Origin of the sequence: Embleya sp. NPDC005575, from assembly GCF_040605455.1 — a bacterium.
Lineage (GTDB): Bacteria > Actinomycetota > Actinomycetes > Streptomycetales > Streptomycetaceae > Embleya.
Window position 1 is genome coordinate 46246 of record NZ_JBEXCV010000041.1, and the last position, 12710, is coordinate 58955.

The 12710-nt window shown below is 71.8% G+C and carries 11 protein-coding genes and 2 pseudogenes; 9 read left to right on the top strand and 4 right to left on the bottom strand.

Features of this window, described 5'->3' with window-relative positions; translation table 11 throughout:
• Positions 1-47 precede the first annotated feature (47 nt).
• Together ABZS54_RS16535 and ABZS54_RS16540 are read right to left on the bottom strand one after the other, a co-directional pair.
• Positions 48-506, bottom strand: coding sequence for a MarR family transcriptional regulator (locus tag ABZS54_RS16535; RefSeq protein ID WP_355535524.1), 459 nt, complete (start codon positions 504-506; stop codon positions 48-50).
• 485 nt (positions 507-991) lie between these two features.
• Complete coding sequence (locus ABZS54_RS16540; protein WP_355535527.1) at positions 992-1609, bottom strand: hypothetical protein; 618 nt, start codon at positions 1607-1609, stop codon at positions 992-994.
• A gap of 343 nt (positions 1610-1952) precedes the next feature.
• Here ABZS54_RS16540 and ABZS54_RS16545 point away from each other — a divergent pair, with 343 nt between their 5' ends.
• The 6 genes from ABZS54_RS16545 (at position 1953) to ABZS54_RS16570 (ending at position 8596) form a co-directional block, all read left to right on the top strand.
• Positions 1953-3050, top strand: a complete 1098-nt coding sequence (locus ABZS54_RS16545) for a helix-turn-helix domain-containing protein (protein WP_355535530.1) — start codon at positions 1953-1955, stop codon at positions 3048-3050.
• A 410-nt stretch (positions 3051-3460) separates the two neighbouring features.
• On the top strand, positions 3461-4294 hold the full coding sequence (locus ABZS54_RS16550; protein WP_355535533.1) for an ABC transporter ATP-binding protein: 834 nt from the start codon (positions 3461-3463) through the stop codon (positions 4292-4294).
• A complete protein-coding gene (locus ABZS54_RS16555; protein ID WP_355535536.1) occupies positions 4291-5226 on the top strand; it encodes an ABC transporter ATP-binding protein in 936 nt (311 codons plus the stop codon). Before ABZS54_RS16550 ends, ABZS54_RS16555 begins: the two co-directional genes overlap by 4 nt.
• Positions 5223-6113, top strand: coding sequence for a branched-chain amino acid ABC transporter permease (locus tag ABZS54_RS16560; RefSeq protein WP_355535539.1), 891 nt, complete (start codon positions 5223-5225; stop codon positions 6111-6113). The genes ABZS54_RS16555 and ABZS54_RS16560 overlap by 4 nt, the downstream gene beginning before the upstream one ends.
• 64 nt (positions 6114-6177) lie before the next feature.
• The gene (locus ABZS54_RS16565; RefSeq protein WP_355535560.1) at positions 6178-7329 is read left to right on the top strand and encodes a branched-chain amino acid ABC transporter permease; all 1152 of its coding nucleotides are present in this window, start codon (positions 6178-6180) and stop codon (positions 7327-7329) included.
• A 4-nt stretch (positions 7330-7333) separates the two neighbouring features.
• Positions 7334-8596 (top strand): ABC transporter substrate-binding protein, encoded by a 1263-nt coding sequence (locus ABZS54_RS16570; RefSeq protein ID WP_355535542.1) that lies wholly within the window; start codon positions 7334-7336, stop codon positions 8594-8596.
• An 88-nt stretch (positions 8597-8684) separates the two neighbouring features.
• Here ABZS54_RS16570 and ABZS54_RS16575 read toward each other — a convergent pair whose 3' ends face one another.
• Together ABZS54_RS16575 and ABZS54_RS16580 are read right to left on the bottom strand one after the other, a co-directional pair.
• Positions 8685-9440, bottom strand: a complete 756-nt coding sequence (locus ABZS54_RS16575; protein WP_355535545.1) for an SDR family oxidoreductase — start codon at positions 9438-9440, stop codon at positions 8685-8687.
• The gene (locus tag ABZS54_RS16580; RefSeq protein WP_355535548.1) at positions 9437-10171 is read right to left on the bottom strand and encodes an SDR family oxidoreductase; all 735 of its coding nucleotides are present in this window, start codon (positions 10169-10171) and stop codon (positions 9437-9439) included. Before ABZS54_RS16580 ends, ABZS54_RS16575 begins: the two co-directional genes overlap by 4 nt.
• Positions 10172-10384: 213 nt before the next feature.
• Between ABZS54_RS16580 and ABZS54_RS16585 the strand changes: the two are divergent.
• The 3 genes and pseudogenes from ABZS54_RS16585 to ABZS54_RS16595 all read left to right on the top strand — a co-directional run.
• Positions 10385-10623, top strand: a pseudogene (locus ABZS54_RS16585) (acetamidase/formamidase family protein); the annotation flags it as partial.
• Positions 10624-10741: 118 nt separating this feature from the next.
• Positions 10742-12505: a hypothetical protein gene (locus ABZS54_RS16590; RefSeq protein ID WP_355535551.1), complete on the top strand. Its 1764-nt coding sequence runs from the start codon at positions 10742-10744 to the stop codon at positions 12503-12505.
• Between the two features lie 68 nt (positions 12506-12573).
• Positions 12574-12710: pseudogene (locus ABZS54_RS16595) on the top strand (IS630 family transposase); the annotation flags it as partial.

Consider the following 12710-nt stretch of genomic DNA (forward strand, 5'->3'; position numbering starts at 1 on the left):
GCCCGCAGAGCCGACCGAGGCCGCCGCTTCGTGGGGCCGACCCGGCGTCACTCCGCGTCGAGCGGCCCGCGCAGGTCCGTGACCAACCGCTGCATCCGGTCGGCCAGGTCGGTGAGTTCGGCGGCCGTCCAGCCGGCCAACTGCCGGGCCAGCATCGCGTCGTTGGCCGCCACGAACAGCCGGTACGCCTCGCGCCCGTGCTCGGTGGCCTCCAGCAGCGCCACCCGGCCGTCGTCGGGAGCGGTGACCCGGACCGTATAGCCGCCCTCCTCCAGGATGCGGATCTGTCGACTCAGCGCGGCCGGTTGGATGTCGGCGCGCTCGGCCAACTCGGTCGGCCGGATCGGGCCGAAGTCGATGATGCGATGCAGCACGCCGATCGCGACCAGGCTGAGCGGCACGCCGGAGCGCTCCATGTGCAGGGCGTCCAGTCGGCGGCTGCTCATCAGTCTGCGGATCGAGCTGATCGCCTCGTTGATCCTGCGTCGGCTCTCCACGTCGGTCATGGGCGTCAGCGTACGGCTGCCTGTTTGGCGACTTCGTCGCCGGCTCGCGAGGCACCACTTTTTCTTTCCCCCGCTTCGCTCCTCCAAGAAAAAGCGGCCCCTCGCTCGTGACTTCGTGTCCCTCCGCTTCGCTCCGGGCCACGAAGTCAACGATTGCGGCTCCGCCGCTCTCCGCGCTTCGCGCGTCGATCACTTGGGGCGGCCGGGGTCGGGGGCGCTGACGCGCCGGGGGTGGGCGAACTCGGGGATCCAGGGGAAGGCCGGTCGCTCATCGCAGCCGATCCACCCACTGACGGGCCGCCGCGCTGGGGGGCGCAGGTCGGAGCAGGCCACCCTGACGCCCCTGAGGCCCCGAGCTCCGCGCCGAACGCAGCGGGGAACCGCACCCGGGGCCTGCGTCTGGCCCGGGGGCGCTGACGCACCCGGGAGTGGCGAGTCGGGGTGGGCCGGGACTCAGGGTGCCCGGGTCCGGGGGCAGCCGGGACTCAGGGCGTGGCGTGGCTGCCGCGGCCGAGTCGGTGGTCGAGGATCGGGCCGGGCGGCCTCGCGTCCGGGCGGAAGGTCAGGGTGACCCCGGCGCCGGGGCGGGCGGTGGCGTCGGTCGCCAGTGAGGCGCCGGTGAGGGTGTGCAGGCGCGCGGTGCCGGTGCCGGCGTATGCGGCGATGCTCGGGCGGGCCCGGGCCGCCGCCGGCGGGCCGTCGGGGCCGGTCATCCGGCTGGTCGGGCCCCCGGCATGGTGTAGGTGCACCACGCCCGGGCCCAGCACCAGGTATTGCAGGTCGTGCATCAGCACCCGGCACGCGACCACCGACGCGGCCGGGGTGGCGTCGTGCGCGAGGTCGCAGCGAGCGCCGTGCAGTGCGGCGGTCTCGGCGATGGTGTCGGCCAGGCACTCGGTGATGCCCCGGTCCGGGCGGTCGGTCAGCCGGGCCAGCAGATGCACGCCCAGCCGGCGCAGGAACCAGTCCATGCCGTGCCCACACCCGCCCACCGGCGCGGTCGACGCGGCGGCCACCACCACGGCGGCCTCGGGGGTGGTGAGCGCGAACGCGCGCTCACCGGAATCGTTTCGTGGGTCGACGACGACCAGCTCGGCATGCACGAAGATCAGTGTTGGGGACGAAGGGCCGGCCCGGACAGGGGTACGGCGCCTATTGGCTGGAACGTGTCGCCGGCGCGTCAGCGCCCACGGCCCGGCAACTCCGCCCACCTCCACCCCCACCCCCCCCACAAGCAACACGTCACATCTAGGTCGCGGCTCCGTCGTCTGCTGTTTGCCGGGGGTTCGGATCTGTCAGTGTTGCCCCGGACGGCGTCCTTGGCCTTGCGGGGGTGGGGGAACGATGGTCGAAGCGGGGTTGTCCGGTGGGTCGGCTCATACCGCGTTGTTGCGGCGGGCGGCTCGGGTGTTGCCGGCGCGGTTGCCGGAGTTGACGGATCGGCTCGTGGCGGAGCTGCAGGCGCTGGAACCCGCCTATCTGGACGGCGGGGTGCCGCCGGACGAGCTCTGGCAGAGTGCGCACGAGGCGTTGCGGGTCGGGGTGGGGGCGCTCGCGGTGTGGCCTCGCGAGTTGGAGGGCAGTCGGTGGGCCTCCGGGCGGCTGGCGCGTCGGCGGGCCGAGCAAGGGGTGCCGCTGGAGGCGCTGTTGCACGCCTATCGGCTCGGCGGAGTGTTGTTGTGGCAGACCCTGGTCGAGGTCGCCGCGGAGCAGGAGCCGGACGAGGTACGGCTGTTGGTGCACGTGGCCACGGACGTGTGGAACTTCGTCGACGGGCATGCCGGGGCGATCGCCGATGCGTACCGGCGGGTCGAGGCCGAACTGACGAATCGTCACGACGAGCGGGTGCACGCCCTGTTGGACACGCTTTTGGACGGCCGGGCTCCGGCGGCCGACCTCGCCGCCGCGGCCGCCGTGCTGGATCTGCCCGAGCGGGGCCGGTACGCCGTGGTCGCGTTGCGCCATCCGCTGCCCGGCATCGGGGTGCACGACACGCCTCGGCGGGCCGCGCCGGACGGCGTGCGGGTGGTGTGGCGGGCCCGGATGGAGGGGGAGTTCGCGGTCGTACTGCTCGGTACGGCCGGGTTGGACGAGGTTGCCGAAACGTTCGGCCCGGCGGCCGGGTCCCGGGCCGGCATCAGTGCGATCGTCGATGGGCTCGCCGCGCTCGGCCGGGCTCGGCGGCTTGCCGAGATCGCGTTGCGTACATGTACCGCCGACGGTGAATGTGCCCGGCTGGACGAGCGGTTGCCCGCCGCGCTGGTCGCCTCGCAGCCCGATCTGGCGCACGATCTCGCGGCGCGCGTGCTGGGGCCGATCCTGGCGCTCGACCCGGTGGACCGCGATCTGCTGCTCGGCACGCTCGGTGCGTGGCTCGACTCCGGCGGCTCGGCGGTGCGCGCGGGCCGTCGGCTGTTCTGTCACCGCAACACCGTGCTCAACCGGTTGCGCCGACTGGAACAGCTGACCAGCCGCGAACTCGGCCTCCCCCGCGACCTCGTCGAACTCGCCCTGGCCCTGGACGCACACCGCCTACGCACCTGACGCTCGTCCCACACACCGGAGGCCCGCCTCCGCAGCGGCTGCCCACGCACTCGGAAAAACCGAAACGCCGTACCGACCCATCGCGCCCTCCCGCAGCCCCTGACCGTCGGCCCGCCATCGACTCGATCGCGCCCGGCCCTCGACCTCACCCTCACCTCCCCGACCCCGACGCAGCCCCCACCCGGTCCTCGGCCCCACCCCTCCGCCCGACCCGCCCCCGTGCCTTGCCCCTGCCAACCCCGACCCGTTCCGTGCCGCTCCACAGAAGGGCTCACCCCGCCCCCTCCTGTGCCGCTGCACAAGGGCTCCCGCACCGCGTTGGTCGGATGCCCCGATGTGGTCCGGGGATCTGGACTCCGGTCGCACCCCGTGTTGTGATCGCGGTCACTCCAACAGCGGGGAGGGGTGCGGTGGAATCGGGAGCGCTCCTCGTAGCGGGGCTGGAGGTCGTCTACGGGCGGTCGGTTCGGGCCCTGCGCGGTGTTTCGCTCGATGTGCCGGCGAACGGCGTGGTGGCCGTGCTCGGGGCGAACGGAGCCGGCAAGAGCACGTTGCTTCGGGCCGTGTCGGGCACGCTGTCCCTGCATCGGGGCGCGGTCACCGCCGGCACGATCCACTACGGCGGCGCACGACTGGCGGGTCGCGACCCGGCCCTGATCGTCCGGGACGGCGTGGTCCAAGTGCCGGAGGGCCGGCGGGTGTTCGCCAATCTCTCGGTGGACGAGAACCTCCAGGCCGGCGCACTGGGCACGCGTGGGCTCGGACAGGGCAAGCGCGCCGCGGCGAAGGCCCGGGTCAACCGCGACCGGGTCTTCGAGCTGTTTCCGGTATTGGCCGAACGCCGTACCCAGCGATCCGGCCTGTTGTCCGGCGGCGAGCAGCAAATGCTGGCGATCGCGCGGGCGTTGATGGCCGAACCACGCCTGTTGCTGCTCGACGAGCCGTCGTTGGGTCTGGCCCCGATCATGGTGGGCCGGATCGCGGGCGTGATACGGGAGATCGCCGCACAGGGCGTGGCGGTGCTGCTCGTCGAGCAGAACGTGACGGTCGCGCTCGACCTCGCCGACAAGGCCTATGTGCTCGACGTCGGCGAGGTCCGACTCGCCGGCGCCTCGGCCGACCTCGCGCGCACCGACGAGGTGCGCCGGTTGTACCTCGGCGAGGAGGAGGCGGCCGGGGCGGACGCCACCGCCGTGCCGGCCCCGCCCGCCCCGCGCAAGCCGCTCCGGAGGTGGGTGGAATGACCGTCGGCTCGACCCGGACCGCCGAGGCGCGAGAGTTCGACGTGCCCGAACTGACCGTACGCGCGGTCACCGTGCGCTTCGCCGGCCTGGTGGCGCTGGACGCGGTCGGCTTCACCGTCGCGCCGGGCTCGATCCACGCGGTGATCGGTCCGAACGGCGCGGGCAAGTCGACCTGTTTCAACGTGCTTTCCGGCGTGTACCGGGCCGATCGCGGCACGGTACACCTGGGCGGCCACGAACTGACCCGGCTGCCACCGCATCGCATCGCCGCGCTCGGCCTGGCCCGTACCTTCCAGAACATCGTGCTCACCCGGGGCACCGTCGCGGACAATCTGCTGCTGGGTCGGCACGTGCTGACCACCTCCGGGTTCGCGGCCACCGCGCTGCACCTGCCCCGGGTGGTCCGCGAGCAGCGGCGACATCGTGAACGGGCCCGGGAAATCGCCGAGTTCATGCGCCTGGGCGATGCCTTCGACGCTCCTGTGGGGCTGTTGCCGTACGGCATGCGCAAGCGGGTCGAGATGGCCCGCGCGCTGTGCATGGAGCCCAAGGTGCTGCTCCTGGACGAACCGGTCGCCGGGATGAACGCCGAGGAACGGGCCGAGACCTCGGATGCGATCGCCTCGATCCGCGATTCGCTGGGCATCTCGATCGTGCTGGTCGAGCACGATATGGGCCTGGTGATGCGGATCGCGGACGAGGTGACGGTGCTGGACTTCGGCCGCCGGATCGCAAGCGGCGTCCCGGCCGACATCCAGCGCGACCCGGCGGTGATCCGCGCCTACCTAGGGACCGGCGAGGAGTCCGACGACCGGTCCGACGAGGACCCGCACGGCCCCTCCCGCCGGCCCGACCCGACCTCGGCGGCTGCCAACGACACCCCCACCCACCACCCCGATCCGGCGGCCACCGACCGGGAGGTCCCGACATGACCAAGCTCGCCGAGATCATTCTCAACGGCATTGCCCTCGGGTCCGTCTACGCCCTGATCGCGCTGGGTTTCGTGGTCATCTTCAAGGCGTCCGGGGTGATCAACTTCGCGCACGCGTCCTTGCTGCTGCTCGGCGGGTTCACCGTCGCCAAACTGCACGACGACCTCGGCTTCGCGCTCGCGCTATCGGCCGCGGTGCTGGTGACCGCCGCCGTGGCGGGCCTGGTCGAGCTGCTGTTCATCCGCGGCCTGGGTCGCACCGAGGTACACACCCTGACCATCCTCACCATCGGCGTGGACATCCTGCTCACCACCGAACTCACCCGCCGGATCGGCTCCGACGTACTGAGCCTGGGCGACCCGTGGAAGGCCGGCGTGCGGGACTGGGGCGGCGTGCACATCGCCGACGCGCGGATCGGGTGCGTCGTGGTGGCGGTGTTGCTGATCGGCGCGTTCTTCGCGGCGTTCCGCTTCACCGCGTGGGGCCTGTCGATGCGCGCCGCCGCCGAGGACCGGGAGGCCGCCGCGCTGATGGGCATCCGGCTGGGCCGGATCCAGTTCACCGCGTGGTGCGTCGCGGGCGCCCTGGCCGCCGTCGCTGCGGTGTTCCTGGCCGCGTTCCCGTCCGCCGGCCTGGATCGGTCCACCGGCCAGATCGCGCTGGCCGCGTTCCCGGCCGCGATCCTGGGCGGGATGGACTCGGCCGCCGGCGCGCTGGTCGGCAGCCTCGTGGTGGGGCTGACCGCGGCGCTGATGGCGGGCTACCAGAGCGACATGACCTGGCTCGGCGCCAATCTCGGCGATGTCGCCCCCTACGTCGTGATGTTGCTCGTGCTGATCTGGCGGCCGACCGGCCTGCTCGGCTCGAAGGAGCGTGCCCGTGTCTGACCGCGTGTCCTCGACGGTGCCCAGGCCCGCGGAAACGCTGCCCGCGCGGCACGCCTCGCCCGCCCTGCCGGGGCTGCGCAGGTGGGCCGGGCCCGCCGCGGTGACGGCGGTGGTGCTGGTACTGCTGGTGCTGCCGTTCTACGTGACCGCGTTCTGGTTGCAGACCGGCCTGTTCGCGATGTCCGCCGCGATCGGCGCGATCGGGCTGAACCTGCTGTCCGGCACCACCGGCCAACTCTCGCTCGGACACGCGTTCTTCCTCGCGTGCGGCGCCTACGGCTACGTGTGGTTCGCGGGCGACTCGGGCAGGGTCGGCGTGCAACAACTGAGCGGGCCGGGCCTGCCGCCGCTGCTCGCGCTGGTGCTCGCGGTGCTGCTGACCGGCATCGTGGGCGGTCTGTTCAGCCCGATCTCCGGCCGGCTGCGCGGGATGTACCTCGGCGTGGCCACGCTGGCCCTGGTGTTCATCGGGCACCACGTCATGCTCAACGCGAAGTCGGTGACCGGCGGCTTCAACGGACGCTCGGTCACCCCGATGGAGTTCGGCGGCTTCACGCTCACCGACGGCGACCCGGACGGCCTCGAAGTGCTCGGCATCCCGTTCGGTCAGCTGGAACGGCTGTGGTACTTCGCCCTGGTGCTGGTCCTGGTCGCCGCGCTGACCGCGCGCAACCTGCTGCGCGGACGACCCGGCCGGGCGCTCGGCGCGGTGCGCGACAGCGAGATCGCCGCCTCCGTCATGGGGGTTCCGGTGGCCCGCTACCGCTCGGCGGCGTTCGTGGTGTCGTCGATGTACGCGGGTCTCGCGGGTGCGCTGATCGCGATGATCTTCAACCGTGTGGTGCCGGACTACTTCGGGCTCGCGCTGTCCATCGACTACCTCGCGATGATCGTGATCGGCGGTCTCGGCTCGGTCACCGGCGCCGTGGTGGGCGCTGTGTTCGTGACGATGCTGCCGCAGGTGTTGAGCAAGTACGCGGACAGCCTGCCGCTGGTGGTGGCGCCGGGCAGCCCGGATTCCGGGGTGGGACCCGGCGAGGCCGCGCGCTACCTGTACGGCGCGGCGATCGTGCTCGTCCTGCTGTTCGCGCCCGGTGGGCTGGTGGGCCTGCTGCGCGGTCGGCCCAGCGGCGGTCCCACCGGCCGCCGCACCGTACGACTCGGACGTACCAAGGGCTCCACCAAGGGCTCCATCCGTACCGGCTCGAAGGGGTAACACAGTGAGGCTCCGGAATGGCGTGCGTGTGGGGGCGGCGCTCGCGGCGCTCGTGCTGGCCGCGACGGCGTGCAGCACCAAGGGCGACGACGACAAGAAGGACAAGCAGTCCGGTGGGGTCAAGACCGGGCCCGGGATCACCGACACCACCATCACCCTCGGTGCGCTGACCGACCTGTCGGGTCCGTACGCGCCGCTGGGCAAGAGCATCGTCAACGCGCAGCAGTTGTACGTGGACGAGATCAACGCGCAGGGCGGGATCTGCGGGCGCAAGCTCGCCATCACGGTCCGCGACCACGGCTACGACGTACAGAAGGCGGTGGCCGCCTACACCGAGATCAAGGGCGGCGTCGCGGGCTTCCCACAGGTGATCGGCTCGGCTGTGGTCACCGCGTTGCAGGACAGCCTGAAACAGGATCAGATCCTGACCTTCCCGCAGGCGTGGGCCGCGACGCTGCTCAATCGGCGCGAGATCCAGATCATCGGGACCACGTACGACATCGACATGATCAACGCGATGGACTTCCTGGGCCAGGCCGCCCAGCTCAAGTCCGGGGACAAGGTGGGGCACGTCTACTTCGAGGGCGAGTACGGCGAGAACGCCCTGGCGGGCGCGAAGTTCGCGGCCGGGAAGCTCGGTGTGCAGATCGTCGAGCAGAAGATCAAGGCGACCGACACCGACCTGACCGCACAGATCGCCGCGATGCGCGGCGCCGGCGTCAAGGCGATCCTGATCAGCGCCGGGCCGACCCAGACCGCGACCCTGGTCGGTTTCGGCGCGGTGGCGGGCCTTCGGGTGCCGGTGCTCACCAGCGCGCCGGGCTTCCACCCCCAGGTGATGGCCAGCACCGCGGCGGGTGCACTGGAACAACTCCTTTACGTGGTCAGCGCGGCGCCCGCGATCGGGGCGGACATGCCGGCGGTGAAGAAGCTGGCCGCGGACTACAAGGCCAAGTACCCGGACGGGACGCTCGATCAGGGGGTGATCTCCGGGTACAACGCGATGAAGATCTTCGGTGAGGACCTCAAGGCGGCGTGCGCCGACAAGGATCTGTCGCACGCCGGGATCATCGCCGCGCACCGCAAGCAGAAGCAGATGGACACCGGGCTGGGCACACCGCAGGACTTCTCCGACCCGACCAAGCCGGCTTCCTACAAGTCGTACATCCTCAAGCCGAGCAAGGCCGTGCCGGGCAACCTGGTGGTGGCCAAGGATGCCTTCGAGGTGCCGACGGTGCACGAGTACAAGCTGCCTGTGGCGGGGTAGCTGCTTTGGGGTGGGGGCGGGTCGGGGTGTTGACGTGTCGGGGTGTGGGGCGGGGGCGTTGGGGTGGGTGGGTGTGTAGGCGTTCGGTTTACAAGAACGTGTCGCGGCCGCCGTTTACGATCAGGGTTTGGCCGGTGACGTAGCGGGAGCCGGTGCCGCACAGGAATACCGCGGGGGCGCCGATGTCGGTTTCCGGGTCGCCGACTCGGCGCATCGGCACCTTGTCGGCGATTCGGGACTCCATGGTCGGGTCCGCCTCGAACGCGGCTGCCAGTGCGGGGGTTACGGCCAGCGGTGCGAGTCCGTTGACCCGTACGCCGCTCGGGCCCCACTCGCGGGCCAGTGCTTTGACGAAGCCGCGTTGCGCGCCCTTGACGCCCGCGTAGAAGGACAGGTTGGCGCTGCCGCGCATGCCTGCGGGCGAGGTCAGCAGCAGCAACGCCCCCTGGGTCTCGCGCAGGTGCGGGTAGGCCGCGTGTGCGACGGTGAACGAGCCGGTGAGCGAGACGTCCGCGTGCTCGCGCCACAGCTGTGGGCGGGCCCGCTCGAAGTCCACCGGTTCGCTGGAGCGGCGCGAGGTCGCGTTGTGCACCACCGCGTGCAACCGGCCGAACCGGGCCACGGTCGCCTCGATCGCGGTGCGTACCGACTCCGCCGAGGTGACATCGCACTCGGTTGCCCATCCGGTACCGCCGCGCGCGGTGATCTCCTCGACCACCTCGGCGCCGGCCGCGAGCCGGCGGGCGGTCACCACGACGGTGGAACCGGCCGCCGCCAGGGCCAGGGCGATGCCCTTGCCGAGGCCGGCCGCCGCCCCCGTCACCAGCGCCACGTGTTCGGTCACGGCGTCATCAGCGCTCCTCCGTCGACGATCAGGGTGGTCCCGGTCAGCCGCGCCGCCGCCGGAGCGAGCAGCAGCGATATCGCGTCCGCGACGTCCGTCACGGTGCCGGCCCCGGGCAGCACCGCCTCGCCGCGGTCCACGTCGGTGCCGCGCAGGTGTTCGGCGCCGTAGGTGAATACGTCCGGCGTGACGATGTTGACGGTGATCCCGTCGGCCGCCCAGCGCCGGGCCGCCGACTTGGCCAGCGCACGCAGCGTCTCGGCGGCGGTGGCCAGCGGGACCAACTCGGCCGCGCCTTCGAGGGCGACGGCGGGCACGACCAGTACGAACCGGCCCCGGCGCGGGGCCAGCACCTCATGGGCGACCTGAAGCACCGTCAGGCCGTGCCGGATCGGGTCCTCCGTGAGCCGCTGCCACTCCGATCCGCTCAGCGCGGCCAGCGGGCGCGGCACGAAGGCCTCGGCGGACACCAGGGTGTACACGAGCACATCCACCGCGTCGTGACCGGCGTCGCGCAGCGCCGTGCCCAGGGCGGTGCGGAAGTCGTCCGGGTCTTCGAGTGGAGCACACAGGGGCACCACACGTGCACCGGCCTCGGCGATCCGGGCAGTGGCCGGACCGGGGTCCTGCGGATCACACAGGATCAGCTCGCAACCGTCCCGGACGAGCCGGTGCGCGACCGCCTCGCCGAGGTCGGCGACACCCACGACGAGGGCGACACGTTTGCTCACGAGACCTCCGAAAGTGGTGATCGACAGCGCGATGGAACCACGGAGCTCGTGAATTGACCATGCGTCAGGTACAACCCGCGTGGCGGCGTCGGCATGCGCAGGCCACGGCCGGGGAGCGCTCGGCGCCGCCGCCGTGACCTCGGGCCGCCGTCCCGACCGGGTGGTCGCGGGTCGGGCGACCCCCGGCACGCGCGAACAGCGCCACCCGGACTCACCCCGGCCTATCGGCGGGTGTGCCTGAACGCAATCACGTATCCGACCAAATTCGGCTACACACCCGAGCAGGCCTACCAGATCCTGGGGGCGGCGCCGATCGAGGGCCGGTTCTCCGGCGGGGTGGACATCCCCAACGCGTGCGCGACGTCGCACGTGCCGACCAAGATCTTCGGCTTCGAGATCCGCCGTCGGCCTCGGGACCGGCCTTCGCCGATCGCGGGCAGTGCGCGACGACGAGGGGCCGAGTCGGTCGAAAGGCGTACCCGCGTGCGAGGCGCGTGGGTGCACCTCGGCCGAGTGGTTGTCGGCCGGACCCCGTAGCTTCCTGGTGAGGACGCCACGGAGGGTGCACAAGTGTCGAAGACCGCCATCATCGCGCTGCTGGCCGAAATGAACGATGCCGACGGAACGATCTTCGCACGGATCCGGGACGAGATGCCGGCGGCACTTCGCGACACCGAGGTGCTGCCGCCCGCCGTGGTGCGCACCGCGCTGCGTTCGGCCGATGCCAAGGCGCTGTTCGCGATCGCGGGCAACCTGAGGCTGCCGCGCGGCGCGATCGCGGAGCTGTACACCGGCCCCGCACTCGCGGCATTGCGCGCACTGCGCGCACTCGGCCCCAAGAACCCACGCGCGTATACCGAAGCAACACGTGGCATCGGCGAGTTGATGGATCGTCACCTCGGTGGTTCGGCCGCGGCCTGGGGCCGGCTGCTCGCGCTGTTGCCGACCTACGAAGGTTCGCTGCATGCGGCGATCGAGGCCGCGGGTACGGGCGATGAGGACTCGGGCACGGTCGATGAGGGCTCGAACCTGTCGGTGCCCGGCGAACTGCGGATGGAGTTCCGCCAGTTGTTGCTGCTCGCGCCGCCGGAGTCGGTGGCGCGGTTGTGGCCCGCGCTGCGCCCGCACATCGTGCGCGACCTGGTCCGCTTCGGCGCCGAGGTGCCGGGCGCCGTGCTCGCCGACATGATCGCCGGGGCGACCCCCGCGCAGCGCCGCTCGCTGGCCCGGGCCAGGCGGGCACTGCCCGAGGTGGGCGCCGCGCTGATCGGGCTCGGGGACCCCGCCCTGAACGCGCTGGTCTACCTCAATCCGCACACCGGCGAGGCGATTCGGGCCCGCATCATGGTTTCCTCGACGCCGCTGCACCCGAGCCTGGTGGAGCGGCTGTGCGGCAACTGGTCGGTCTCGACCCGATTGCCCGCACTGTGGTCCGGTGATCCGCTCCTGGTGCGCGCGGCGATGCTCAAACGGCACACGATCACGCTTGCCGAGAGCCTGGCGACCTGGCAGGAGAAGGGCGCCGAAGGCCTGCGTCCGCATGCCCGACCCGAGATGCCGACGCGCGCCGGCTCGGAACCGCAGCCGTTCCGGGTCCCGCGCTATCGCCTGCTGCTTCTGATCACGTTGTTGCGCCTGTGCGAGTGCGCCGGCCCCCAGGCCGCGCTCGACCTGCTCGGCGAGGTGACCGTGGCCGAGTCGGAGGCGCAGCGATATCGCGAACTGCTGTCCTCGCCTGCCGGAATCGCTCGCCTACGTGCGGAGATCGACGCGTCGAGCGGCACCCGCCGACTCGTGCGGCGACTGCGGGCCCACCTGCCGCGGGTCGGCTGGCCGATGCTGGAGACCCCCTTCGTGGACTGGGCCGAGATCACCAAGGCGCACCGCCGCAAACCGTTTCCCGACCGGTCGTTGGCCCTGTTGGCCGGACAGGACGGATGCCCGGCCGAATTGCGACGCGAGGCCGGGGCGGCGCCGACGGGCGGGCGTTGGCCCACGCCGATCGGCCGGCTCGACCCGACGACCGGCGGTGGGCTCTCGGAGCGCGAGCGGGCGATGGTCGCCGACGTGAGGGCGGGCCGGATGCCGATCGGCGAACTCCTTACCGGCCTGCGCGCGGCCTCGGCCGGGGAACTGCTCGGGCTGCGCGACACGATCGCTCCCGACGGTCGCGCCGCGCATGAACTACGGGACAAATTCCATGAGTTGATCGACCGTCGAGTCGCCCCGGCGGGCCGCGTGGCGTTCGCCGTGGTCGCGCTGCGCCTGCTCCCCGAGTTCGAGGGCAGCCTGGCCCAACTGGTCGACACCGCGGCCGCCGCCGCGTGCGACTGATCACCTTCCCACCGTCGGCCCCTAGTGTCCTGCGCCAGGAATTCGTTGTAGATGTATAGGCTGGTTCCATGGCGCGGATGGGGCGGCCGAAGGCCGAGTTGGTGTTGTCGGACGACGAGCGGGAGACGTTGACGAGGTGGGCGAGACGCCGAAAGTCGTCGCAGGCTTTGGCGTTGCGTTGTCGGATCGTGCTCGGGTGTGCGGA